The following is a 23,986-nucleotide window of genomic DNA, read 5'->3' as shown; positions in this document are numbered from 1 at the left end:
TGTCACTCTGTCGGCATCGACTGTGGCGTATTCGTACGAACTGCCCGGGGAGCTGTCCATGGGGGCCATTCCGACGCAACGGGAGACCGCCTCCCGTGCCTCGCAGGCGCCTGCACACGCTTCGGAGACGCCCGCGTCCGGTGAGGACGAGCCCGTTTCCGTGGAGCCCGCACCGACTGCCGAGACGCTCGCGCCCGACGCGTGCGCCCCGGCCTGCCCGGCGCCCGCGCCCATATCCGAGGCGCCCGCACAGGAGCGCGCGCGGGCGCACGCGACCCTGTCCGGCAGCTCGCACGCGCCAGGCGCCGCACGCGCCCTTGTGCGCTCGGCGCTCGCTGAGTGGACCCGGCTCGGCCTGCCCGGCACGGAGCACCTCACCGACCGGCTCACCGACGACGCCACGCTTGTGGTCAGCGAACTCGTCACCAACGCCGTCGTGCACGCCGGCACCGACGTCGAGCTGGAGTGCCGGCTGGAAAGCGACGGCGGCGACGGCGGCGAGACCGACGACAAGGAGACGGCCGCGCTCGTCGTCGAGGTCTGCGACCACCACCCCTCGCGCGCCCCGCGCGGCGGCGAGCCGGAGACACCGCACGACATGCCCGAGTACGGGCGCGGCCTGCGGCTCGTCGGCGCGCTCTCCGAGGCCTGGGGCATCACGTACCGCACGGGCCGGAAGACCGTGTGGGCGCGGTTGCCCGCCGGGGGGTGCGCGGCGGGCGATCAGATCGAGGCGTACGCCGAGGAGCAGGCGCTGGCGCGCGGGCTGCGGGTGGCGGAGATCCTGGCGCCCGAGCCGGAGCCGGGGGTTGCCCCCGCCGGCGCCGGCAGGGGCAAGGGAGAAGCGGGGGAGGCCGGGTGGCGCAGGCGCGACGGGTGGGACAGGGAGCACCCGCGGGACTCCCGCGGTCTACGGGACCGGCAGGACTCCGGCGGGCTCCGCGACTGGCAGGACCCGCGGGACTCCCGCGGTCTGCGGGACCGGCAGGACTCCGGCGGGCTCGGCGACTGGCAGGATCCGCGGGACTCCCGCGGTCTGCGGGACTGGCGTGACTGGGACGACGTACGGGACTGGCGGGACCGTTACGAGGGCGGAGGTGACGGACGCGACGGCGCCTGGCTGGGCCGTGGCGCCCTCTCCTTCCTCGCCGAGGCCTCCGACCTGCTCGCCGGACAGCTCGACGAGGACCTGGTCGCCGCCCTCGCCGGGCAGCTGATCGTGCCGAGGCTGGCCGACTGGTGCGCGGTGTGGCTGGAGGACGAGGCCACCGGCGGCGGCTGGAGCGCCGGGGCCGGAGCGGGCGGGGCGCGCCTGGCCCGGGTCTGGCACGGCAGCGAGAACCGCATCGAGGAGCTGCGCCGGGCCCTGGAGAAGGACCCGCCGCATCCGTCCGACCCGCCCGGGTCCGGGCCCGTCGACTACCCCTGGCCGGGCGAGGCGCTCGGTGAGATGCCGGGCGAGCCGGGTTCGGCGCTCGCGTACCGGCTGGTCGCCGGGGGACGCCCGCTGGGCACCCTGGTCATCGGCCGGTCCGGGGCCGCCGGCTTCCCGGACGAGATCACCGGCCTCGTCGAGGACCTCAGCCGCCGCGTCGCCCTCGCCATCGGTGCCGCCCGCCAGTACGCCCGCCAGGCCACCATCAGCGCCGTACTCCAGCGCGGACTGCTGCCCGGAGCCGTGGCCGAGATCCCGGGGATGCGCAGTGCGCTCGTCTACGAGCCGTACGACAAGGGCGGGCCCAGCGGCGACTTCTACGACCTGTTCCCGGCCGGCGACGGCCGCTGGTGCTTCGCCCTGGGCGACGTCCAGGGCAAGGGCCCGGAGGCGGCCGTCGTGATCGGACTGGCCCGGCCCTGGCTGCGGCTGCTGGCCCGCGAGGGCTACCGGGTCGCCGACGTCCTCGACCGCCTCAACCAGCTCCTGCTCGACGACGCCACGGAGGCCGCCGACGCGGCGGCCCGGGCGCTGGTGGCCGCCGGCGCCCGGCCGACCCCGCCCGGCGACGGCCCCCAGACGCGCTTCCTGTCCCTGTTGTACGGCGAACTGGTCCCCTTCGACGGCGGGGTCCGCTGCACCGTCGCCTCCGCCGGCCACCCGCTCCCGCTGCTGCTCGGGGCGGGCGGCGAGGTCCACGCGACAGCGCGGCCGGGGACCCTCCTGGGGGTCGTCGAGGACGCCACGTACACCAGCGACACCTTCGAGCTGCGGTCCGGCGACACGCTGCTGTGCGTCACCGACGGCGTGACCGAGCGCCGCTCCGGCTCCCGCCAGTTCGACGACGAGGACGGGCTCGCGGCGGCGCTGGCCGGGTGCGCGGGGCTGGACGCCGAGCTGATAGCCGAGCGGATCAAGCGGCTGGTGCACGAGTTCGGGGCGCGGCCCCCGGCCGACGATCTCGCGCTGCTGGTGCTCCAGGCGGAGTGAGCGCGCCGGTGCTGGACAATGGAAGGCATGCCTTCCGCACTTCCCGACGGCGAGCCCGTCCCCGACGACGGCGCGCTGCCCCTGTCCGCGCTCGCAGGGGCCGCCGGCCGTCCGCTCGGGTTCTACCTGCACGTCCCGTACTGCGCGACCCGCTGCGGCTACTGCGACTTCAACACCTACACGGCGACCGAGCTGCGCGGCACGGGCGGTGTGCTGGCCTCCCGCGACAACTACGCCGAGACGCTGGTCGAGGAGGTCCGCCTGGCGCGCAAGGTGCTGGGTGATGATCCGCGGCCCGTACGCACGGTGTTCGTGGGCGGGGGGACGCCCACGCTGCTGGCCGCCGGTGATCTCGTACGGATGCTGGGCGCGATCCGTGACGAGTTCGGGCTGGATCCCGATGCCGAGATCACTACGGAGGCGAATCCGGAGTCGGTGGATCCGGCGTATCTGGCCGCGCTGCGGGAGGGCGGCTTCAACCGGATCTCGTTCGGCATGCAGAGCGCGCGGCAGCATGTGCTGAAGGTGCTGGACCGTACGCACACGCCGGGGCGGCCGGAAGCGTGTGTGACGGAGGCCCGGGCGGCCGGGTTCGAGCACGTCAATCTCGACCTGATCTACGGCACGCCGGGGGAGAGCGACGACGACTGGCGGGCCACGCTGAGCGCCGCGCTGGGCGCGGGGCCGGACCACGTCAGCGCGTACGCGCTGATCGTCGAGGAGGGTACGCAGCTGGCTCGGCGTATCCGCCGGGGCGAGGTCCCGATGACGGACGACGATGTCCATGCCGACCGCTATCTGATCGCCGAGGAGGCGCTGTCCTCGGCGGGCTTCGAGTGGTACGAGGTGTCCAACTGGGCGACCTCGGAGGCGGGGCGCTGTCTGCACAACGAGCTGTACTGGCGAGGGGCCGACTGGTGGGGGGCCGGGCCGGGGGCGCACAGCCATGTGGGGGGCGTTCGGTGGTGGAACGTCAAGCATCCGGGGGCTTATGCGGGGGCGCTGGCGGCGGGGCGGTCGCCCGGGGCCGGACGGGAACTCCTGAGCGACGAGGACCGGCGGGTCGAGCGGATCCTGCTGGAGCTGCGGCTCAGGGAGGGCGTGCCGCTGTCCTTGCTCAGGCCGGAGGGGATGGCCGCCTCGCGGGCGGCGCTGGCGGACGGGCTCCTGGAGAAGGGCCCGTACGGCGAAGGCCGGGCCGTGCTCACGCTGCGGGGAAGGCTGCTGGCGGATGGGGTGGTTCGGGATCTGGTGGACTGAGGTGCTCGGCGTCGGTGCTGGGGGCGGGGCGTTGCACAGCCCGGCGTAGCGGGGTGCCGCTGCGCCCACCCGTGCCGCCCCTAGCGCCACGCATGCCCGCAGCTGGGGCGGCACGCATGCCCGCAGCTACGTAGTCACGAAGTCGATCAGTTCTTCCACTCGGCCCAGCAGCTCCGGTTCCAGGTCCTTGTAGGAGCGCACGCCCGAGAGGATGCGTTGCCAGGCCGCGCCGGTGTTTTCCGGCCAGCCCAGGGTGCGGCAGACGCCCGTCTTCCAGTCCTGGCCGCGGGGGACGCGGGGCCAGGACTCGATGCCCAGGGACGTCGGTTTCACCGCTTCCCAGATGTCGATGTACGGGTGGCCCACCACCAGGGCGTGCTCGCTCGTCACCGACTCGGCGATGCGCCACTCCTTGCTGCCCGGGACCAGGTGGTCCACCAGGACGCCGAGGCGGGCGTCCGGGCCGGGGGCGAAGTCGGAGACGATCGACGGCAGGTCGTCGACGCCCTCCAGGTACTCCACGACCACGCCCTCGATGCGCAGGTCGTCGCCCCACACCTTCTCGACCAGCTCGGCGTCGTGCCGGCCCTCGACGTAGATGCGGCCGGCGCGGGCGACACGCGCGCGTGCGCCGGGGACGGCCACCGAACCGGATGCGGTGCGTGTGGGGCGGGCCGGGCCCGACGGCGGGCGGACCAGCGTCACCACCCTGCCCTCCAGCAGGAAGCCGCGCGGCTCCATCGGGAACACGCGGTGCTTGCCGAAGCGGTCCTCCAGCGTCACCGTGCCCGCCTCGCACCCGATCACCGCTCCGCAGAAGCCCGACCCGGGCTCCTCGACCACCAGGCCCGGATCCGCCGGAACCTCGGGCACTGGTTTCGGCTTCTTCCACGGCGGGGTCAGGTCGGCGGAGTACTGGCGCATTCGAATGACGATAGGAGAAGGCGCACGGCGATCACCGCGACACGCCGAAACGCGCCGCCAGCGCGTCCCGCTGAGCCCGGACGAACGCCGCGTCCACCACCGTTCCGTGACCGGGCACGTACAGTGCGTCATCGCCGCCCAGATCCAGCAGCCGGTCCAGGGCGGCCGGCCAGTGCGACGGCACGGCGTCGGGGCCGGCCTGGGGCTCGCCGGACTCCTCGACCAGGTCCCCGCAGAACACCACCTCCGGATCACCCGGCACCAGCACCGCCAGGTCGTGCGCGGTGTGCCCCGGGCCCACGTTCGCCAGCAGCACCTGGCGGCCGCCGCCCAGGTCGAGCGTCCACTCGCCGGAGACCAGATGGCGGGGCGGGACCAGCCGGTCCGCCGACTCCTGGGCGACAGGCTCCGCCAGGCCGTTGCGTACGGCGTCCGCGCGCAGCTCCTCGCGGTCCCGGACGCGCGTGAGGACCGAATCCACGCCCACCGCGCCGAACACCTCCGCCTCCGGGAACGCCGCCGCGCCGAAGACATGGTCGAAGTGGGGGTGGGTCAGCGCGAGATGCGTCACACCATGACCGGTGAGTGACTGCGCCTGCGTGCGCAACCGCGTGCCCTCGGCCATGCTCGACCCCGCGTCGATCATGAGGACCGCGCCCTCACCGGCGACCAGTCCCGCCGTGCAGTCCCACACCGGGAGCCGGCACCGCCCCACCCCGGCGGCCACCCGCTCCCACCCGAGCTCTTCCCAAGTCACCGTCATACGGCGACGCTAGCGGTGACACCCGTCGCGGGCACCACAGCGCACGACCAGCCTTGCCGGGGGTGCACCCCACCGCCGTACACTGGGCCGGGGAATGCTGGCACTCGCACGCGCAGAGTGCCAGGCCACGACAGGCAGGGCAGCGAGCGGAAGACTTCTGGAGGTGTGCGCGATGCTCAGTGAACGCAGGCTTCAGGTGCTGCGCGCCATCGTCCAGGACTACGTCGGCACCGAGGAGCCCGTCGGCTCCAAGGCCCTCACCGAGCGGCACAGCCTCGGCGTCTCCCCGGCCACCGTCCGCAACGACATGGCGGCCCTCGAGGACGAGGGATACATCGCCCAGCCGCACACAAGTGCCGGGCGCATCCCCACCGACAAGGGCTACCGGCTGTTCGTGGACAAGCTGGCCGGCGTCAAGCCGATGACCGCGCCCGAGCGGCGCGCGATCCAGAACTTCCTCGAGGGCGCCGTCGACCTCGACGACGTGGTGGCGCGTACGGTGCGGCTGCTGGCGCAGCTCACGCGCCAGGTGGCCGTCGTGCAGTACCCGTCGCTGACCCGGTCGACCGTGCGGCATGTGGAGTTGCTCTCCCTCGCGCCCGCGCGTCTGATGCTCGTGCTGATCACGGACACCGGGCGGGTCGAGCAGCGTGTGGTCGACTGCGTGGCGCCCTTCGGCGAGGCCTCGCTCGCGGATCTGCGCGCACGGCTCAACAGCCGTGTCGCGAACCGCCGTTTCGCGGATGTGCCGAGTTTGGTGGAGGATCTGCCGGAGGCGTTCGAGCACGAGGACCGGGGTACGGTTTCCACGGTGCTCTCCACGCTTCTGGAGACGCTCGTCGAGGAGAACGAGGAGCGGCTGATGATCGGCGGCACCGCCAATCTCACCCGTTTCGGGCATGACTTTCCCCTGGTGATCCGGCCGGTGCTGGAGGCGCTCGAGGAGCAGGTCGTGCTCCTCAAGCTGCTCGGCGAGGCGAAGGATCCGGGCGTGACCGTACGTATCGGTCATGAGAACGCCCACGAAGGACTCAACTCCACGTCCGTCGTGTCGGTCGGCTACGGTTCGGGCGGCGAGGCACTCGCCAAGCTCGGCGTGGTCGGACCGACCCGCATGGACTACCCGGGAACGATGGGAGCGGTACGCGCAGTGGCACGGTACGTCGGACAGATCCTGGCGGAGTCGTAGTGGCCACGGACTACTACGCCGTACTCGGCGTGCGCCGCGACGCGTCGCAGGAAGAGATCAAGAAGGCCTTCCGGCGGCTCGCACGCGAGCTGCACCCGGACGTCAACCCCGATCCGAAGACCCAGGAGCGGTTCAAGGAGATCAACGCCGCTTACGAGGTGTTGTCGGACCCGCAGAAGAAGCAGGTCTACGACCTCGGCGGAGATCCGCTCTCGCAGGCCGCGGGCGGCGGCGCGGGCGGCTTCGGAGCCGGTGGCTTCGGGAACTTCTCCGACATCATGGACGCGTTCTTCGGCACGGCGTCGCAGCGCGGCCCGCGCTCGCGCACCCGCCGCGGCCAGGACGCCATGATCCGTATCGAGGTCGAGCTCGACGAGGCCGCCTTCGGTACGACCAAGGACATCCAGGTCGACACGGCCGTCGTGTGCAACACCTGCAGCGGCGAGGGCGCCGCGCCGGGGACGAGTGCGCAGACGTGTGACATGTGCCGCGGCCGCGGTGAGGTCTCGCAGGTCACCCGGTCCTTCCTCGGCCAGGTCATGACGTCCCGGCCCTGCCCCCAGTGCCAGGGCTTCGGGACCGTGGTGCCGACGCCGTGCCCGGAGTGCGCCGGTGACGGCCGCGTCCGCTCCCGGCGGACCCTGACCGTGAAGATCCCCGCCGGTGTCGACAACGGCACGCGCATCCAGCTCGCCGGCGAGGGCGAGGTCGGGCCCGGTGGCGGTCCCGCCGGTGACCTCTACGTCGAGATCCACGAGCTCCCGCACTCCACGTTCCAGCGGCGCGGCGACGACCTGCACTGCACGGTGACGATCCCCATGACGGCGGCGTCCCTCGGCACGAAGGTGCCGCTGGAGACGCTGGACGGCATGGAGGAGGTCGACATCCGCCCGGGCACCCAGTCCGGCCAGTCGATCCCGCTGCACGGCCGGGGCGTCACGCACCTGCGGGGCGGCGGACGCGGTGACCTCATCGTCCACGTCGAGGTCCAGACCCCGACGAAGCTCGACCCCGAGCAGGAGCGGTTGCTGCGCGAGCTGTCCAAGCTGCGGGGCGAGGAGCGGCCCACGGGGCAGTTCCAGCCGGGGCAGCAGGGGTTGTTCTCGCGGCTCAAGGACGCGTTCAACGGGCGCTGACTTGGGCGGTCCGGCCGCTGCTGGGGGTCCGGGGGTCGGCCCCCGGGCTGGCACAGTCAGCCGGGGCAGCAGGGGTTGTTCTCGCGGTTGAAGGACGCCTTCAACGGGCGCTGAGCGGTTTTCGGAGGGCCTTTCCTCTGGTCTATGCCACAGGGCAGGCCGGTTTCGGAGTTGTTCGGAGGACGTGACAACATGCGGTCATGTCCTCCGCGCTGACCGATCTCTTCCCGCACCCGATCGTGCAGGCCCCCATGGCGGGTGGCGTCTCCGTACCGCAGCTCGCCGCCGCCGTGTGCGAGGCGGGCGGGCTCGGATTCCTCGCCGCCGGGTACAAGACCGCCGACGGGGTGTACCAGGAGATCAAGCAGCTCCGGAGCCTCACGAGCAGGCCGTTCGGCGTGAACGTCTTCATGCCGCAGCCCGAGTACGCCGACCCCGCCGCGATCGACGTCTACGCCCATCAGCTGGCCGGCGAGGCCACCTGGTACGAGGCCGAGCTCGGTGATCCCGACAGCGGCCGCGACGACGGCTACGAGACCAAGCTCGCGGTGCTGCGCGACAACCCCGTGCCGGTGGTGTCGTTCCACTTCGGCGTGCCGAGCCGGGAGGTCATCGACAGCCTGCACCGCGTCGGCACCTTCGTCCTCGCCGCCGCGACCACCCCCGACGAGGCCCGGGCCGTCGAGCGGGCGGGCGCGGACGGGGTCATCGCGCAGGGCGTCGAGGCCGGCGGCCACCAGGGCACGCACCGGGACATCCCGGAGCTGGACGGGTCCGGCATCGGGCTGCTGTCGCTGGTCGCGCAGATCCGGGAAACCGTGAGCATCCCGATCGTCGCCGCCGGCGGCATCATGCGAGGCGGCCAGATCGCCGGGGTGCTCGCGGCCGGGGCGAGCGCGGCCCAGCTCGGCACCGCGTTCCTCGCCACGCACGAGTCGGGAGCGAACGCCCTGCACAAGCAGGCGCTGACCAACCCCCTGTTCGTGCGTACCGAGTTGACCCGCGCCTTCTCCGGGCGGCCGGCGCGCGGCCTCGTCAACCGGTTCCTGCGCGAACACGGCCCGTACGCGCCGCCCGCCTACCCCGAGGTCCACCACCTGACCTCGCCGCTGCGCAAGGCCGCCGCCAAGGCGGGGGACGCGCAGGGGATGGCACTCTGGGCCGGGCAGGGCCACCGGATGGCGCGGGAGCTGCCCGCCGGGCAGCTGGTGGAGGTGCTGGCCGGGGAACTCGCCACGGCGCGCGCGGTGCTGGCGGGTGGGGGCGGCGTCCTGTGACCGCGCCGGTATTCGTCGTCGAGCACTTCGACGCGGGCGGCGGCGGCCGGTACGTCCTCGACGGCCCGGAGGGGCGGCACGCCGTCTCCGTGAAGCGGCTGCGGCCCGGCGAGGACATCGTCCTCACGGACGGGGCCGGACGGTGGGCGGACTGCGTCGTGCTCGACACGGAGGGCAAGGACAGGCTGATCGTCCGGCTGGACTCGGTGACGGAGGAGCCGGAGGAGTGGCCCCGGGTCACCGTCGTCCAGGCGCTGCCCAAGGGCGACCGGGGTGAGCTGGCCGTCGAGACGATGACCGAGGTGGGTGTCGACGCGATCGTTCCGTGGGCGGCGGCGCGGTGCATCACGCAGTGGAAGGGCGAGCGAGGGCTGAAGGCGCTGGGCAAGTGGCGGGCGACGGCTCGGGAGGCCGGTAAGCAGTCGCGCCGGGTGCGCTTTCCTGAGGTCGCGGAGGCGGCTACGACCAAGCAGGTCGCTTCGTTGCTGGCCGGGGCCGCGTTCGCCGGCGTGCTCCATGAGAGCGGGGACGAGCCGCTGGCGACCGCCGAACTGCCGTCGTCCGGTGAGATCGTGCTGGTCGTGGGGCCCGAAGGGGGCGTGGCGCCCGAGGAGTTGGCGCAGTTCGAGGAGGCGGGGGCGAAGGCGTACCGGCTCGGGCGGAGTGTGCTGCGCACGTCGACCGCCGGGACGGCGGCTGCCGCCGTGCTTCTGGCTCGGACCGGTCGCTGGTCCTGAGCTTGTGTGGCCGTGTGCCTGCGGCGGCCTGCGGGGCTTGGTGGGGGTGTGCGTAGCGCCTACTCGCCGGTGGTGGGTCGGGGCCGCGCCGGGGGGTGTCCGTCCTCGGAACGTCGCGATGGGGTTGGACGCCGACTGACTGTCCGTTGACGCGACAACCGCTGCGGGCGGACACCCCCCGACACGTCCCCTTGCGTCGTCCGGCGGGTGCGGGCGCGTCGTGGCTCCCGCTATCCGCTTCAGCTGTGGGCATGCGTGCCTCCCCCAGTGCCTTAAGGGCCTGGGAGGTGCCCCCAGGGCGGCACGGGTGGGCGCAGGGGTACCCCGTTCTGCTGGGCTGCGGGCCCACCTCGCCCCGGCAGCGACGCCCTGGTGGCCAGTTGCGCTCTACCGTCCCGCCCGCTTCGGTGGGAGGCTGCCCTTCATGGGGGCATTGAGGAGGGTCGCGGCCGTGGCGGTGTTCGCGGTGGTCGGCGTGGGTGGTGCTGTCGCCTGTGAACCCGGGGGTGGGATCAGTTCGGCCGCTGTCGCCTATACCACTGACGAAACCGTCACCAAGGAGCTCAACCGGCAGAAGGCCGACGTGCGTTGGCTGACGTGTACCGCGTCGTACGGGGACTCCGGCAAGGGTGGCAACGCGTCGCCCTCGGCGCGTGAGAAGACCGTGGCGACCGTCGACTGTGAGGGGGAGACCGAGGACGGGAAGGACATCACCGTCACCGGCAAGGTCACTCACGCCGTGGACGGCGCATGTGTGCGCGGGAAGATCACTGCCAAGGTCGACGGCAAGGTCTGGTTCGAGGTGGACGGGCTGGGCAACTGTGATGCCACTCCGTCGCCCGTGGGAGGCGGCCCGACGAACGGGCAGCCCGGGCCCACCGTCACCGTGACCGTCACACAGACCATCTGGTGCGAGCGCTATCCGGACTGCCGCCCTGTCGAGGGCAAGTGATCCGAAGTCTGTCCGCGTGGCGCCGTCCCTGCATAGGGTGATCGGGTGACTCAGTCCGCATCGCCTGCTTACCTCCGGTTCCCCCACGTGCGCGGCGACCTGGTCGCCTTCACCGCCGAGGACGACGTGTGGCTCGCCCCTCTCGACGGCGGCCGGGCCTGGCGGGTCAGCGCCGACAACGTGCCGGTGACCCAGCCCCGTATCTCGCCCGACGGCACCACCGTCGCGTGGACCTCCACCCGCGACGGCGCTCCCGAGGTGCACATCGCCCCGGCCGACGGCGGACCCGCCAAGCGGCTGACGTACTGGGGAAGTTCGAAGACCCAGGTGCGCGGTTGGACGCCGGACGGTGAGGTCCTGGCCATCAGTACCCAGGGGCAGACGAGCCTGCGCCGCACCTGGGCGCGTGCCGTTCCGCTCGACGGCGGTCCGGCCACCACCCTGCCGTACGGGCCCGTCGGCGACATCGCCTACGGGCCGAGTGTGGTCCTGCTGTCCGCGCCGATGGGGCGCGAGGCCGCCTGGTGGAAGCGGTACCGGGGCGGAACCGCGGGCAAGTTGTGGATCGACCGGGAGGGGGACGGGGAGTTCGTACGGCTGCATGAGGAGGTCGACGGGAACGTCGAGTATCCGCTGTGGGTCGGTGAGCGCATCGCCTTTCTGTCCGATCACGAGGGCACCGGGGCGCTCTACTCCTCCCTCGCCGACGGGGCGGATCTGCGGCGGCACACGCCGCTCGACGGCTTCTACGCCCGGCATGCGGCGACCGACGGCACCAGGGTTGTGTACTCCAGCGCCGGTGAGCTGTGGGTGCTCGATGATCTGGACGGGGCCGAGCCGCGTCGGCTGGACGTGCGGCTGGGCGGGCAGCGCGTCGATCTTCAGCCGTTTCCGCTGCAGGCCTCCCGGTCGTTCGGGTCGGCGTCCCCGGACCACACCGCGCGCGGCAGCGCCGTCTCCGTACGCGGCTCCATCCACTGGGTCACCCACCGCTCCGGCCCCGCCCGCGCCCTCGCCGCGACGCCCGGCGTGCGGGCCCGGCAGCCGCGCGCCTTCCGCGCCGACGGTGAGGAATGGGTGGTGTGGGTGACGGACGCCGAGGGTGACGACGCCCTGGAGTTCGCGCCCGCCACCGGGCTCGCCCCGGGAGCGACGCCGCGCCGGCTCGCCGCCGGGCAGCTCGGCCGGGTGCTGGACCTCGCCATGGCGCCCGACGGCAGCCGTGCGGCCGTCGCCTCGCACGACGGACGGCTGCTGCTCGTCGAGCGGGAGACGGGTGAGGTGCGGGAGGTGGACCGGAGCGAGGACGGCGATGTGTCGGGGCTCGTCTTCTCGCCCGATTCGGGATGGCTCGCCTGGTCCCATCCCGGGCCGCGGCCCCTGTGCCAGTTGAAGCTCGCCAACACCACCGACCTGTCGGTCACCGAGGCGACCCCGCTGCGCTTCCAGGACTACGCGCCGGCGTTCACGGTGGACGGCAAGCACCTCGCGTTCCTGTCGACCCGCTCCTTCGACCCGGTGTACGACGAGCACGTCTTCGACCTGGCCTTCGTGGAGGGTGCCAGGCCGCACCTGATCACCCTCGCGGCGACCACGCCCTCCCCGTTCGGGCCGCAGCGGCACGGCCGGTCCTTCGAGACGCCCGACCGGGAGGAGACCCCCGACAGCGAGGGCACCCCCACCACCCGCATCGACATCGAGGGCCTCGCCGACCGCATCGTGCCCTTCCCGGTCGAGGCCGCCCGCTACTCCAACCTGAGGGCCGCGAAGGACGGCGTCCTGTGGCTGCGCCACCCGGTCTCCGGAGTGCTCGGCGCGTCCCGGGCCACCCCGGACGATCCCGAGCCCAAGTCCGAGCTGGAGCGCTACGACCTCGCCCAGCAGCGGGTCGAGCATCTCGCCGTCGACGCCGACCACTTCGAGGTCAGCGGCGACGGCAAGCGGGTGCTGCTGTGGACCGACGGGCGGCTGAAGGTCGTCCCCAGCGACCGGCGCGCCTCGAACGACGACGACAGCGACTCCAACATCACCGTCGACCTCGGCCGCGTACGCCAGTTCGTCGACCCGGCCGCCGAGTGGCGGCAGATGTTCGACGAGAACGGCCGCATCATGCGGGACCACTTCTGGCGGCCGGACATGAGCGGCGTCGACTGGAACGGCGTCCTCGACCGCTACCGCCCGGTCGTGGAGCGGTGCGCCACCCACGACGACCTGGTCGACCTCCTGTGGGAGGTCCAGGGCGAACTCGGCACCTCGCACGCCTACGTCACCCCGCGCGGCGGCTACGGCCGCGGTGCCCGCCAGGGCCTGCTCGGCGCGGACATCTCCCGCCACGAGGACGGCAGTTGGCGTGTCGACCGCATCCTGCCCTCGGAGACCTCCGACCCGGAGGCGCGCAGCCCGCTCGCCGCACCCGGTGTCGCCGTACGCCCCGGGGACGCGATCCTCGCGATCGCGGGACAGCCGGTCGACCCCGTCGCCGGGCCCGGCCCGCTGCTGATCGGCACGGCGGGCAAGCCGGTGGAGCTGACCATCTCCCCGTCCGGCGGCGGCGACCCCCGGCACGCCGTCGTCGTTCCGGTCGCGGACGAGGAGCCGCTGCGCTACCACGCCTGGGTCGCCGACCGGCGCGCCTACGTGCACGAGAAGTCCGGCGGCCGCCTCGGCTATCTGCACGTCCCGGACATGCAGGCGCCCGGCTGGGCCCAGATCCACCGTGACCTGCGCGTCGAGGTCGCCCGCGAGGGCCTGGTCGTCGACGTCCGCGAGAACCGCGGCGGCCACACCTCGCAGCTGGTCATCGAGAAACTCGCCCGGCGCATCGTCGGCTGGGCGGTTCCGCGCGGCATGCGCCCCTACAGCTACCCCGAGGACGCCCCCCGCGGCCCCGTCGTGGCCGTCGCCAACGAGTTCTCCGGCTCCGACGGCGACATCGTCAATGCGGCCATCAAGGCCTTGGGGCTCGGCCCCGTCGTCGGCACCCGCACCTGGGGCGGAGTCATCGGGATCGACAGCCGGTACCGGCTCGTGGACGGCACCCTCGTCACCCAGCCCAAGTACGCCTTCTGGCTGGAGGGCTACGAGTGGGACGTCGAGAATCACGGGGTGGACCCGGACGTGGAAGTCGTGCAGCGCCCGCAGGATCACGTGGCCGGCAGAGACACCCAACTGGACGAGGCCATCCGACTGGCACTGGAGGCCCTGGAGGCAGTACCGGCGAAAACGCCGCCGGCCTTGCCAACCCTTTAGGGGCGCGGGGAACTGCGCGACCAGCCCAAACGTACCCGCACCCGACGACGATACGATGCCCAAGTCGGACCACACGGCCCAACCCTCGGAGGAGACATGGCAGGGGAGCCCCAGGAAGACTGCCTGTTCTGCAAGATCGTCGCCGGCACCATCCCGGCGACCATCGTCCGCCAGACAGACACCACCGTCGCGTTCCGCGACATCAACCCGCAGGCCCCCACCCACGTCCTGATCATCCCCAAGGCGCACTACGAGAACGCCGCCGCCCTCGCCGCCGCCGACCCCGCCCTCACCGCGGACGTGGTCCGCGAGGCCCAGGCCGTCGCCGACGAGGAGAAGCTCGACAGCCACCGTCTCGTCTTCAACACCGGCAGCGGCGCCGGCCAGACCGTCTGGCACGTGCACGGCCATGTGCTCGGCGGCCGCGGCCTCGAATGGCCCCCCGGGTAGTCCGCCTTGTCCGTACGTGAACTCGTGGTCCTCGGCACCGCCAGCCAGGTGCCGACCCGGCACCGCAACCACAACGGCTACCTGCTGCGCTGGGACGGCGAGGGCATCCTGTTCGACCCAGGCGAGGGCACGCAGCGGCAGATGCTGCGGGCCGGGGTCGCCGCGCACGACCTGAACCGGATCTGCGTCACGCACTTCCACGGCGACCACAGCCTCGGCCTCGCCGGTGTCATCCAGCGCATCAACCTCGACAAGGTGCCGCACGAGATCACCGCGCACTACCCCCGCTCAGGGCAGCGCTTCTTCGACCGTCTCCGGTACGCCACCGCCTACCGCGAGACCGTCGAGATCACCGAGGCACCCGTCTCCGGCGACGGGCCCCTCGCCCGTACCGGCGACTACACGCTGGACGCCCGGAAGCTCTCGCACCCCGTGGAGTCGTACGGCTACCGGCTCGTCGAGCCCGACGGGCGCCGCATGCTGCCCGAGCGGCTTGCCGCGCACGGCATCAAGGGCCCGGACGTCGGCCGGATCCAGCGCGAGGGTTCGCTCGGCGGGGTTCCCCTCGACGCCGTCAGCGAGACGCGTCGCGGGCAGCGGTTCGCGTTCGTCATGGACACCCGGCTGTGCGACGGGGTGTACACGCTCGCCGAGGGCTGCGACATGCTCGTCATCGAGTCGACGTTCCTCGACGAGGACGAGCAACTCGCCGTGGAGCACGGCCATCTGACGGCGGGACAGGCCGCGCGGGTGGCCCGGGACGGCGGTGTGCGCCATCTCGTGCTGACGCACTTCAGTCAGCGTTACACCGACTCGGAAGAGTTCGAGCGGCAGGCGCGGGCCGCCGGGTACGAGGGTGAGCTGACCGTGGCGCACGATCTACTGAGAGTGCCGGTTCCGAAGCGTCGGTGAATCAGCCGTACGATGAATTGATGTCCCTCCCCAAAGCCGAACTGCACCTTCACATCGAAGGCACCCTGGAACCGGAACTCGCCTTCGAGCTCGCCGCGCGCAACGGCGTCACGCTGCCGTACGCCGACACGGACGAGCTGCGCGAGGCGTACCGGTTCGAGGACCTGCAGTCCTTCCTGAACCTGTACTACGAGCTCATGGCCGTCCTGCGCACCGAGCGGGACTTCGAGGACCTGGCCAACGCCTACCTCGCCCGCGCCGCCGCCCAGGGTGTGCGGCACGCGGAGATCTTCTTCGACCCGCAGGCCCACACCAGCCGGGGGCTGGAGATCGGCACGGTCGTCGAGGGGCTGTGGCGGGCGCTGAGCGGCAGCGAGGCGAACCACGGTGTCTCGACCCGGCTGATCCTGTGCTTCCTGCGCGACGAGTCCGCCGAGTCGGCCCTGGCGACCCTGGACGCGGCGAAGCCGTACCTGGACCGGATCACCGGTGTGGGCCTCGACTCGGCCGAGGTCGGGCACCCGCCGGTGAAGTTCCGCGAGGTCTACGAGGCCGCCGCCGCGCTCGGGCTGCGGCGGGTCGCGCACGCCGGTGAGGAGGGGCCGCCGGAGTACATCACCGAGGCGCTGGACATCCTCGGCGTGGAGCGGGTCGACCACGGGCTGCGCTGTGTGGAGGACCCGGCGCTGGTGGAGCGGCTGGTGCGGGACCGGGTGCCGCTGACGCTGTGCCCGCTGTCGAACGTCCGGCTGCGGACCGTCGACACCCTCGCCGACCACCCCCTGCCCGCCATGCTGGACGCCGGGCTCATGTGCACGGTGAACTCGGACGACCCGGCCTACTTCGGCGGCTACGCCGGTGAGAACTTCGACGCCGTGCGCGCCACCCTCGGCCTGGGCGAGGAGCGGCTGCGGGAGCTCGCCCGCAACTCCTTCCTCGCGTCCTTCCTGGAGGACGACGAGGAGCTGCGGGCGCGGTATCTCGCCGAGGTGGAGGCCTACACCTTCCCGTAGGCCCACCCGCTTCACTTCGCGTGGATGCGGTCCACCAGGATGTCGATGACCAGCGGCGTGCGCGGGCCGTAGCCGAGCAGCACGCCGTCCTCCACGTCGACGACGCGGCGGTTCATCCCGGCGGGGATCTGGGCGATGCCGGGGATCTTGACGAGTCCGTCGATGCCGCCGACGGACTCCAGGCCCTTCGACATCATCAGGATGACGTCCGGCTGGGCCTGGGCGAGGGCCTCGGTGGTGATCGGGGTGAACGGCTTGTCCAGGCCGGCGGCGGTGCCCGCGTCCACCGCGCCCGCGGCCTCGATGAGGGAGTCGGCGCCGGAGCCCTTGCCGCCGATCAAGTAGACGGCCGCGCTGCCGCGCAGGTAGAGGAACGCGACCTTGGGCCTGCTGCCCTCGGGCACGGCGTCCCGGGCGGCGGCGAGTTCGTCGCTCATCCGCGCGTTGAGCGCCTTGCCCGCGCCCGGGACGCCGAGGGCCTCCGCGATACGGGTCGTGCGCGAGGTGACGTCGGACAGCTTCGTCGCCGGATCGAGGACGACGACGGGGACGCCGGCGTCCCGGATCTGGTCGAGCGCCTCGTCGGGGCTGGTGTCGGTGTCGGCGAGCACCACGGTCGGCCGCAGTGACAGTACGCTCTCCGCGCTCACGTCGTGCGCCTTGGTGACCTGGGGGAGTTTCTTCGCCTCGGCGAACGTGGCGGTGATGTCGCGGCCTACGACGCGGTCGCCGAGCCCCAGGGTGAACACGGTCTCCGCCACGCCGCCGTTGAGCGGCAGGATGCGGGAGGCGTCCTTCACGGTGACCTTCCGGCCGTCGGAGGAGTCGACGGTCACCGGCAGCTTCGGGGTGGGGGACTTGCCCTTCAGGGGCACGATCGTGTTCTTCGCGAGCTGCTTCTTGGCCGCCGTGGCACGGGCGTTCGCCGATGCCGGTGCGGCGTCCGAGCCGCCGGAGGACGACGAGCCGCCTCCGGAGCCGCAGGCGCCGGCCAGCAGTCCGAGGGTGAGGGCGAGTGCGGCGAGGGCGCGCCTGCGGGCGGGGGGACGGCATCTCGCTGAGTTGAGCATGGCTCCACTTTCCCTCTCTCGCGACGCACAATTGACGGTTAGTTTAGGTTAGGCTCACCTTAATAAACCTTGGTGGGGGTGTTTCATGCCATCGTCAACTGGCCTACGCCGCAAGGGAGTTGCTGGATACCGGGGAGCTTGGGGGATCGTGGCGGCTGTCGCGGCTCTGCTCGCCCCGGCCACCGCTCCGGCCGTTGCCGCCGGTGGTTCGGCGACCGGGCCCGAGGGGCAGAAACTCACCGTCTCCAAGTCCTCCGGCCTGAAATCGGCAGGCGAGACGGTGACCGTCACCGGCTCCGGCTACAACACGGAGAAGGGCATCTACGTCGCCTTCTGCGTGGACAACGGCCCGGGCGAGACCCCCACTCCCTGTGTCGGCGGCGTCGACATGTCCGGCGAGTCCGGTGCTTCGGCGTGGATCTCCTCCGACCCGCCCTCGTACGGGGACGGGCTGGCGAAGCCGTACGGCGGCAGCGGGCACGGCGGCGCCTTCAGCGTGAAGCTCACGGTGCGCGCCAAGGACGCCAACACCGACTGCACGAAGGCCGGGGTGACCTGCGCCGTCATCACGCGTAATGACCACACGCGCGGTGGCGACCAGAGCCAGACGGTCCGGGTGCCGGTGACCTTCGGCGGTGCTTCGTCCGGGGACGGCGGCCCCTCGGCCGCGCCGAGCGCGACGGCCGGGGCGAGCGCGACCGGCGGGGGTGGAGTGGTGAGTTCCAGCGGCGGTGGCGACAAGGACTCCGGCGGCCCGTTGGCCAGTACCGGCTCGGCCGTGCTGCCGCTCGGGCTCACCGCCGCCGGGCTGGTCGCCGCCGGCGCCGGTACCTGGTTCTGGGCACGCGGGCGCAGGGCCGGGCGCACCGACGCGAGCTGACCACAACCTCAGCTGACCACAACCTCATAGGGAGAGGGGTACGAAGATGGCGAAAAGTCCCGGCGCCGTCGCCCTGGCCATCGGTACCGCCCTGTTCGCGGTGCTGTCGCCGGGCGCGGCGGCCGCGCAGGACGGGGAGGACCTTCCGCGCGCGGTGTCCGGAGGGTACGCGAGCTGGAACACAGTCGCACCCGGCCTCACCGGCAGAGGCATCGCGCTGACCACGGACCGGCCGGCCGTACAGGGGGCGGCCGATCGGTCCTGGTTCCCGGCGACGGGAGGCGGCGCGGATCCCGAAACCGGTGCGGCGGACGTCGAGTTGGGTGGCACGGCCCGTCTCCAACGGTCCGCAGCCCCGGGTGACCCGCTCGTCCTGGGCGGCCTGCGGCTGGAGCTGACGGGCGACGGAGGCGGCGGCACGCTGCACGCCCGGGCCGTAGGCGACGGCCGTGTGCGGGAGGTGACGCTGGCCGAGTTCGGGGCGGGCGCTGCCGAACCCACCCTACGCGCCGGCGGGATGACCTGGACCGGGCTGCGGGCGGCCCTCACGGACGAGGGTGCGGGGCTGCTGTCCGACTGGAGCGGGGAGCGGTTCGCGCCGGGGGACGCGCTGGGGGTGCTGGACGTGACGGCCGGTACCGGAGCAGGGGGCGGCGCTTCCGGTGACGTACCGTCGCCGCCGTCGCCGCCGTCGCCGACTCCTACTGTCCCGGGTGCATCCACGCCCGAACCGCGGCGGGAGCGGGTGAGCGCGCCCATGGCCTCCGTCGCGCGCTCCTTCCTCGCCGCCGGCGAGGAACAGCGGGTCAGTGGAGAGGGCTTCGCGCCCGGCGCGGTCGTGCTCGTCGCGATCGACGGCGACACCCGGTACCAGGCGGTGGCCGACGAGGAGGGCCGTGTCGCCCGGGCCTTCCCGGTCTACGTCACGGCTGTCGAGGGCGAGCACATGGTCGAGTTGTCCGCCGTGACGGGGCAACAGGGCGCCGCTGTAGCGCAGTTCACCGTGCGTGCCGCGAACTGACCCTTGCTTAGTTAGGTAAGCCTTACCTAATCTTTGCTCGCTGTCGGCCAACGAGGCCGACCGACGAGAAAGGGCTCGTACCCCCATGAGATCCGCCTTCTCCGCCCGTACCGCCGCCCGTGCCGGCGTGGCCGTCGCCGCATCCGCCGCCCTCACCCTGGGCCTGGCCGGCTCGGCCTCCGCCGCCACCTCGACCCGTACGATCACCGACGGCGGCACCACCTACAACCTGTCGGTGACCGCACCGAACACGGCCTCGGCGGCCGGCCAGGTCATCAACGTCACCGGCTCCGGCTTCAACCCGGGCCAGGGCATCTACGTAGGCCTGTGCGTGGTCTCGGGCGCTCAGGGGGCCGCCAAGCCGACCCCCTGCCTGGGCGGCCAGGACGAGAGCGGCTCCACCGGTGCCTCGCACTGGGTGAACAACACCTTCGGCGGCATGTTCGCCAACAGCTCCAAGTTCGGCACCGGCGGCACTTTCGACGTGAACATCTTCGTCAAGGCCACCCTCGACAACGGCCAGGTCTGCGGCGACGACGTCACCTGCGCGATCGTGACCCGCGCCGACCACTTCGACAGCGGCGACCGCAAGTACGACGTCCACGTCCCGGTCACCTTCCGGTGACGGCCGGCTGACGCACCGCCAGGCCGGGCCCGGAGGCATTCCGAGGCCCGGCCCTCGGTGTCCGCACGGGCCCACCCGACCATGTGAGGAACCGCTCATGCATCACAGACGCCCGGCGGCGCTGCTCGGCGCCGCCGCCCTGGTGGCCGCGTCGGTCGCCGTCGGCGCCGGCACCGCCGCGCAGGCCGCCGACACCCCGAGGACGGGCCTCGGCAAGAACGGCCAGAAACTCTCCGTCTCCGCCTCCGCGAACCTCGACCCGGACGGGGAGACCCTGCGCGTCACCGGCTCCGGCTACGGCACCGCCAAGGGCATCTACGTCGCCGTGTGCAAGGACAACGGCGACAACCGCATCCCCACCCCCTGCCTGGGCGGCGCCGACCAGAGCGGCGGCAGCGGCGCCTCGAAGTGGATCGTCCCCGAGGGCGATGCCAACGAGGGCCCGCTCACCGAGACCTTCGGCGACGGCGGCACCTTCGACGTCGAGATCGAGGCCACGGCCAAGGACGGCGGCCTCGACTGCGCCCAGGTCCGCTGCTCGGTCGTCACCCGCGTCGATCACCGGGCCGCCGGCGACCGCTCCCAGGACGTCCGGATCCCGATCACCTTCCAGGGCCAGGAGCCCGGTGGCGGCGACGGCGACGGCGTGGACGTCCCGGCCGGCACCGTCAGTTACGCGCGCTCCGCCGAGATCACCACCGTCGGCCGGCCCAACGCCCTGCTGCTGCACCCCGACTCCGGGAAGCTGTACGTCGGCTCCGACAACATCCCCGACACGGCGGACGTCAACGAGGCGGGCCTGTACGTCCTGAACCCCGAGGACGGCAAGCTGCTCAGCCATGTCGCCCAGGCCCCCGGCTCCACCGGCACGATGCAGCCCCGCGCGGTGCAGCGGATCATCGCCCCGCTCGCCGGTGACGGGGTCGTCTTCCAGTACCCGGTGCGCGGCATCGGCACCGCCAAGGACGGCGACACGGCGGCGAAGGGCGTCTGGCCGCCCGGCGGCGCGGTCACCGGGGCCGCTCCGGGCAACGGCGCGGACACCGTCCTGATCTCCCAGGGCGCAGCCCTGTCCGAGGTGGAGACCGCCACCGGGGCCGTCAGGCGGACCGTCACCCTCGACGGTGGCGGCGACCTCGCGGCCGATACCGCCCGCGGGACCCTCTGGTCCGCCGAGACGACCGGCGGCAAGCTCCGCCGTATCGACGCCGGGTCCCTCACCGTGACCGCCGAGGCGGCCCTGCCCGCGCAGATCCTCGCCTTCCTCGAGGTGGACCCCGGGACCGGCAACGTCTGGGTGGGGACGGGCTCTTCGGTGCTCGTCTTCGACAAGGACGCGAAACTTTTGACGACCCTCAAGGGCAAGGACCGGCCCACCGCGGTGGCCTTCGACAAGGCCACGGGTGAGGCCTTCGTCCTCCGTGAGGACTACGGCAGCGCGGAGGACGGCGCGGACAACAACGGCGCCCTGGAGGTGTACGACAGCACTGCCTTCGAGCGGGCGGCCGTGCCCCTCGCCCTGCCCGGCAGCCGGGCGGGTGGATTCGGCGGTGTGGCCGTGACTCCGGGCGCCGGTTCCGTCTATCTGACGCACCAGGCGGAGAGTTCGGTCCTCCGGTTGGACCGCCGTGTCTCGCCCGAGGTCACCCGGTCCCCGACCGACCAGACCGTGGCTCCGGGCGACAAGGTCACCTTCGTGGCGGCGGCCGAGGGCACCCCGGAACCGGCCGTGAGCTGGCAGGTCAGCACCGACGGCGGCCGGACCTGGTCCGCGATCGAGGGCGCGACGCGCACCTCCTACTCCTTCACGGCGCAGACGGGGCAGAACGGCCACCGGTACCGCGCCGAGTTCGAGAACACCGCCGGCACCACCCGCTCCTCCCCGGTCACTCTGACGGTCAGGGAGGCCGGGGGCGGCGGCCCCGGGGGCGGCGACGGCGGCGAGGACACCGAGCCGTCCGGCACGAAGACCGTGACCGGCCCGGAGGGGCAGAAGCTCACCGTCACCCCGGTCAACCACCTCTCCACCGAGGACCAGACCCTCGAGATCACCGGCTCCGGCTACGACGTGAAGAAGGGCGTCTACGTCGCCCTGTGCGTCGACAACGGCGCGGGCGAACTGCCCACCCCGTGCATCGGCGGCGTCGACATGTCCGGCACCTCGCACTCCTCGGCGTGGATCTCCTCCGACCCGCCCGACTACGGGGAGGAGTTGGCGATCCCGTACGGCGAGGGCGGCACCTTCGAGGTCGAGCTGACGGTGGACGCCAAGGACGAGTACACGGACTGCTTCAAGGCCACCTGCGTCCTGGCCACCCGTGCCGACCACACCCTCTCCGGCGACCGATCCCAGGACGTCAAGGTCCCGGTGGCCTTCGCCGGCCAGGACCCGGTGGACACCGACGGCGGAGACGGTGGCGGCACGGGTGGTGGCACCGGCGGCGGCACCGGTACGACGGGCGGCACCGGTGGGACCAGTGGCGGCAGTGGTGCCGGTGGCGGCACCGGGACGTCGGCCGCCGGCGCCTCCGGCAGTCTCGCCTCCACCGGCGTCACCGTCCTGACGGTGGCAGCGCTGGCGGTGGCCCTCACGGCGACGGGCTGGTTCGCGCACCGGCGCGCCCGCGCGGGCGGCATCCGCGGCTGACCTACCGGGCCCCGGACCCCGGTGAGGCACCCGCCTGCCGGGGTCCTGCCTGGTCGTAGGCCCGCTGGGCCGGAACGGCCGCGGCCTCCACGGCGATCTCCACGACCGGCTGTTCCGGGGCGCCGATCTCGGGGATCGCCCCGGAGGGCGTGCCGGTTGCGGCGGCGACCAGGGCGGCCGGGTGGCCGCCGCGGCGGCGGATCGCGCCGGGCAGCAGCGGGCGCCCGCCGGTGTGCAGGGCGACGGCCGTCATCGGCAGGGCGATCACCAGCAGACCGGCGCCGAGGACCGCGCCCATGGCCGGGAACCCGGCCTGCGCCGACAGCACACTGCCGGTGAGCGGCCCGGCGGCCGTGCCCAGCGAGGACGCCGAGCCGACCAGCACCGCCCAGCGGCCGCGCGGGTCGAGCGAGGCGGCGAGCCCGATCAGATACGACAGCACCACCGGGTACAGGGTGTTCCAGGCGATCTCGCCGGTCGCGAAAGTCGTCAGGTCGGTCGAGGAGGCGCTGAGCGCGATACAGCCGGCGATGAGGACCGTGCCCGCCCCGATGGGAACGGCACGTCCCAGCCGGGCGCCGAGCGCGCCCGCCGCCAGGACCCCGGTCAGTCCGGCGCCCAGTCCCAGGGCGAACACGGCCCCGACGGTGGCCTCGCTGAGGCGGGCCTGGTCAAGACCGATCCGTCCGCTCACGCCCCACAGGGAGTTCTGGGCGAGCGACCAGCACAGCATGGCGGCGGCCAGCACCAGTCCCGAACGGGCGTGCGGCAACCGGGCCTTGTCGTGCCGGGTGGTGGGTGTGGCGGGCGTACCGACCGGGAGGCGGCCGGTCAGCGGCCACACGACCAGGGCCGTGAGGGCGATCGCGGCCAGCGGCAGGCCGTGCCCCGGGCCGAGGCGAGGGACCGTCAGATACACGGCACCCGCGAGGGCGGAGACGGTGAGCAGCCCGGCGGTGGAGGCCCGGTGCGGATCCCGCTGCCCGGCGATGAGCGTGGCGGCGACGGTGGTGGCCGTGCCGGAGCCGAACCCGCCGAGGACGGCCCCGGCGACGACGGCCGGGACGGCGGTGGTGAGCGCGGCACCGCCGTAGCCGAACACGGCCAGGGCGAGCCCGATCCGGGCGAGAGTGCGGGCTCCGATCCGTTCGACCCGGGAGGCCAGGACGAATCCGGCGGCGGCCGAACTCAGCAGCAGCGCACTGCCGACGGCACCGGCCTGCGTGGCGGAGAGCGGAAGGTCCGAGTCGAGCCTGCCGACGGTGGTCGGCAGCAGATACGGAGCGAGGTACCCGGCCGTGAAAAGGGCGACGAGGGGCCAGGGTGTGGTGCGGGGGGCGAACACGGGCGTTCCCAGGGCATGCGAAAGGAGCGGGAAGAGGGGGGGAGGGGCGACGACCGTCGACGGACAGGAACGCGCGGGCAATTTGTATCAAGCAAGCAGTCGAACGCGTGA

19 protein-coding genes are annotated in these 23,986 nt (G+C 72.8%); 15 read left to right on the top strand and 4 right to left on the bottom strand.

What is annotated here, in order from left to right; all coding sequences use genetic code 11:
- Positions 1-58: 58 nt before the first annotated feature.
- Both AC07DF_RS24810 and hemW read left to right on the top strand, forming a co-directional pair.
- On the top strand, positions 59-2,425 hold the full coding sequence (locus AC07DF_RS24810) for a SpoIIE family protein phosphatase (RefSeq protein WP_478975328.1): 2,367 nt from the start codon (positions 59-61) through the stop codon (positions 2,423-2,425).
- A 27-nt stretch (positions 2,426-2,452) separates the two neighbouring features.
- Positions 2,453-3,685, top strand: coding sequence for a radical SAM family heme chaperone HemW (hemW, locus tag AC07DF_RS24805; protein ID WP_478975325.1), 1,233 nt, complete (start codon positions 2,453-2,455; stop codon positions 3,683-3,685).
- 126 nt (positions 3,686-3,811) lie between these two features.
- On the opposite strand, the gene AC07DF_RS24800 is transcribed toward hemW, so the two are convergent.
- On the bottom strand, positions 3,812-4,609 hold the full coding sequence (locus tag AC07DF_RS24800) for a DUF3097 domain-containing protein (protein WP_478975322.1): 798 nt from the start codon (positions 4,607-4,609) through the stop codon (positions 3,812-3,814).
- A gap of 31 nt (positions 4,610-4,640) precedes the next feature.
- Positions 4,641-5,372, bottom strand: coding sequence for an MBL fold metallo-hydrolase (locus AC07DF_RS24795; protein WP_478975319.1), 732 nt, complete (start codon positions 5,370-5,372; stop codon positions 4,641-4,643).
- Positions 5,373-5,544: 172 nt separating this feature from the next.
- Between AC07DF_RS24795 and hrcA the strand changes: the two genes are divergently transcribed.
- The 9 genes from hrcA to AC07DF_RS24750 all read left to right on the top strand — a co-directional run bounded on the left by hrcA (position 5,545) and on the right by AC07DF_RS24750 (position 16,287).
- Positions 5,545-6,561, top strand: coding sequence for a heat-inducible transcriptional repressor HrcA (gene hrcA / locus AC07DF_RS24790; RefSeq protein WP_478975316.1), 1,017 nt, complete (start codon positions 5,545-5,547; stop codon positions 6,559-6,561).
- Complete coding sequence (gene dnaJ, locus AC07DF_RS24785; protein ID WP_478975313.1) at positions 6,561-7,697, top strand: molecular chaperone DnaJ; 1,137 nt, start codon at positions 6,561-6,563, stop codon at positions 7,695-7,697. The genes hrcA and dnaJ overlap by 1 nt, the downstream gene beginning before the upstream one ends.
- Positions 7,698-7,897: 200 nt before the next feature.
- Positions 7,898-8,974 (top strand): nitronate monooxygenase, encoded by a 1,077-nt coding sequence (locus tag AC07DF_RS24780; protein WP_478975310.1) that lies wholly within the window; start codon positions 7,898-7,900, stop codon positions 8,972-8,974.
- On the top strand, positions 8,971-9,711 hold the full coding sequence (locus tag AC07DF_RS24775; protein ID WP_478975306.1) for a 16S rRNA (uracil(1498)-N(3))-methyltransferase: 741 nt from the start codon (positions 8,971-8,973) through the stop codon (positions 9,709-9,711). The genes AC07DF_RS24780 and AC07DF_RS24775 overlap by 4 nt, the downstream gene beginning before the upstream one ends.
- Positions 9,712-10,135: 424 nt before the next feature.
- Positions 10,136-10,663, top strand: a complete 528-nt coding sequence (locus AC07DF_RS24770; protein WP_478975303.1) for a hypothetical protein — start codon at positions 10,136-10,138, stop codon at positions 10,661-10,663.
- Positions 10,664-10,708: 45 nt separating this feature from the next.
- Positions 10,709-13,912 (top strand): S41 family peptidase, encoded by a 3,204-nt coding sequence (locus tag AC07DF_RS24765; RefSeq protein ID WP_478975300.1) that lies wholly within the window; start codon positions 10,709-10,711, stop codon positions 13,910-13,912.
- Positions 13,913-14,008: 96 nt separating this feature from the next.
- Complete coding sequence (locus AC07DF_RS24760; RefSeq protein ID WP_359145664.1) at positions 14,009-14,362, top strand: histidine triad nucleotide-binding protein; 354 nt, start codon at positions 14,009-14,011, stop codon at positions 14,360-14,362.
- Positions 14,363-14,368: 6 nt separating this feature from the next.
- Positions 14,369-15,274: a ribonuclease Z gene (locus AC07DF_RS24755; protein ID WP_478975296.1), complete on the top strand. Its 906-nt coding sequence runs from the start codon at positions 14,369-14,371 to the stop codon at positions 15,272-15,274.
- Positions 15,275-15,294: 20 nt separating this feature from the next.
- Complete coding sequence (locus AC07DF_RS24750) at positions 15,295-16,287, top strand: adenosine deaminase (protein WP_478975293.1); 993 nt, start codon at positions 15,295-15,297, stop codon at positions 16,285-16,287.
- Positions 16,288-16,298: 11 nt separating this feature from the next.
- Here AC07DF_RS24750 and AC07DF_RS24745 read toward each other — a convergent pair whose 3' ends face one another.
- A complete protein-coding gene (locus tag AC07DF_RS24745; RefSeq protein ID WP_478975290.1) occupies positions 16,299-17,357 on the bottom strand; it encodes a heme/hemin ABC transporter substrate-binding protein in 1,059 nt (352 codons plus the stop codon).
- Positions 17,358-17,505: 148 nt separating this feature from the next.
- On the opposite strand from AC07DF_RS24745, the gene AC07DF_RS24740 reads away from it, so the two are divergent.
- The 4 genes from AC07DF_RS24740 (at position 17,506) to AC07DF_RS24725 (ending at position 22,530) form a co-directional block, all read left to right on the top strand.
- Entirely contained in the window at positions 17,506-18,237 is a 732-nt protein-coding gene (locus tag AC07DF_RS24740) for a hypothetical protein (RefSeq protein ID WP_478975287.1), read from the top strand.
- A gap of 46 nt (positions 18,238-18,283) precedes the next feature.
- Positions 18,284-19,258, top strand: a complete 975-nt coding sequence (locus tag AC07DF_RS24735; protein WP_478975284.1) for an HtaA domain-containing protein — start codon at positions 18,284-18,286, stop codon at positions 19,256-19,258.
- A gap of 85 nt (positions 19,259-19,343) precedes the next feature.
- On the top strand, positions 19,344-19,883 hold the full coding sequence (locus tag AC07DF_RS24730; protein ID WP_478975280.1) for a hypothetical protein: 540 nt from the start codon (positions 19,344-19,346) through the stop codon (positions 19,881-19,883).
- Between the two features lie 97 nt (positions 19,884-19,980).
- On the top strand, positions 19,981-22,530 hold the full coding sequence (locus AC07DF_RS24725; protein WP_478975277.1) for an immunoglobulin I-set domain protein: 2,550 nt from the start codon (positions 19,981-19,983) through the stop codon (positions 22,528-22,530).
- 1 nt (position 22,531) lies between these two features.
- Here AC07DF_RS24725 and AC07DF_RS24720 read toward each other — a convergent pair whose 3' ends face one another.
- Positions 22,532-23,875 carry an MFS transporter gene (locus AC07DF_RS24720; protein ID WP_478975274.1) on the bottom strand — a complete coding sequence of 448 codons (1,344 nt, stop codon included), beginning with the start codon at positions 23,873-23,875 and terminating at the stop codon, positions 22,532-22,534.
- Between the last annotated feature and the right edge of the window lie 111 nt (positions 23,876-23,986).

It is taken from the genome of Streptomyces sp. NPDC044719, assembly GCF_056433405.1.
Note: the sequence above shows the minus strand (reverse complement) of the source record. Positions and strands in the feature narration are given on the sequence as shown.

What these genes read in the sequence shown, in the direction of transcription:
- AC07DF_RS24760 (WP_359145664.1), top strand. Translation starts at nt 14,009, where the DNA reads ATGGCAGGGGAGCCCCAGGAAGACTGCCTGTTCTGCAAGATCGTCGCC.
- AC07DF_RS24750 (WP_478975293.1), top strand. Translation starts at nt 15,295, where the DNA reads ATGTCCCTCCCCAAAGCCGAACTGCACCTTCACATCGAAGGCACCCTG.
- AC07DF_RS24800 (WP_478975322.1), bottom strand. Translation starts at nt 4,609, where the DNA reads ATGCGCCAGTACTCCGCCGACCTGACCCCGCCGTGGAAGAAGCCGAAA.
- AC07DF_RS24770 (WP_478975303.1), top strand. Translation starts at nt 10,136, where the DNA reads ATGGGGGCATTGAGGAGGGTCGCGGCCGTGGCGGTGTTCGCGGTGGTC.
- AC07DF_RS24745 (WP_478975290.1), bottom strand. Translation starts at nt 17,357, where the DNA reads ATGCTCAACTCAGCGAGATGCCGTCCCCCCGCCCGCAGGCGCGCCCTC.
- AC07DF_RS24795 (WP_478975319.1), bottom strand. Translation starts at nt 5,372, where the DNA reads ATGACGGTGACTTGGGAAGAGCTCGGGTGGGAGCGGGTGGCCGCCGGG.
- AC07DF_RS24780 (WP_478975310.1), top strand. Translation starts at nt 7,898, where the DNA reads ATGTCCTCCGCGCTGACCGATCTCTTCCCGCACCCGATCGTGCAGGCC.
- hrcA (WP_478975316.1), top strand. Translation starts at nt 5,545, where the DNA reads ATGCTCAGTGAACGCAGGCTTCAGGTGCTGCGCGCCATCGTCCAGGAC.
- AC07DF_RS24810 (WP_478975328.1), top strand. Translation starts at nt 59, where the DNA reads ATGGGGGCCATTCCGACGCAACGGGAGACCGCCTCCCGTGCCTCGCAG.
- AC07DF_RS24735 (WP_478975284.1), top strand. Translation starts at nt 18,284, where the DNA reads ATGGCGAAAAGTCCCGGCGCCGTCGCCCTGGCCATCGGTACCGCCCTG.
- hemW (WP_478975325.1), top strand. Translation starts at nt 2,453, where the DNA reads ATGCCTTCCGCACTTCCCGACGGCGAGCCCGTCCCCGACGACGGCGCG.
- AC07DF_RS24730 (WP_478975280.1), top strand. Translation starts at nt 19,344, where the DNA reads ATGAGATCCGCCTTCTCCGCCCGTACCGCCGCCCGTGCCGGCGTGGCC.
- AC07DF_RS24725 (WP_478975277.1), top strand. Translation starts at nt 19,981, where the DNA reads ATGCATCACAGACGCCCGGCGGCGCTGCTCGGCGCCGCCGCCCTGGTG.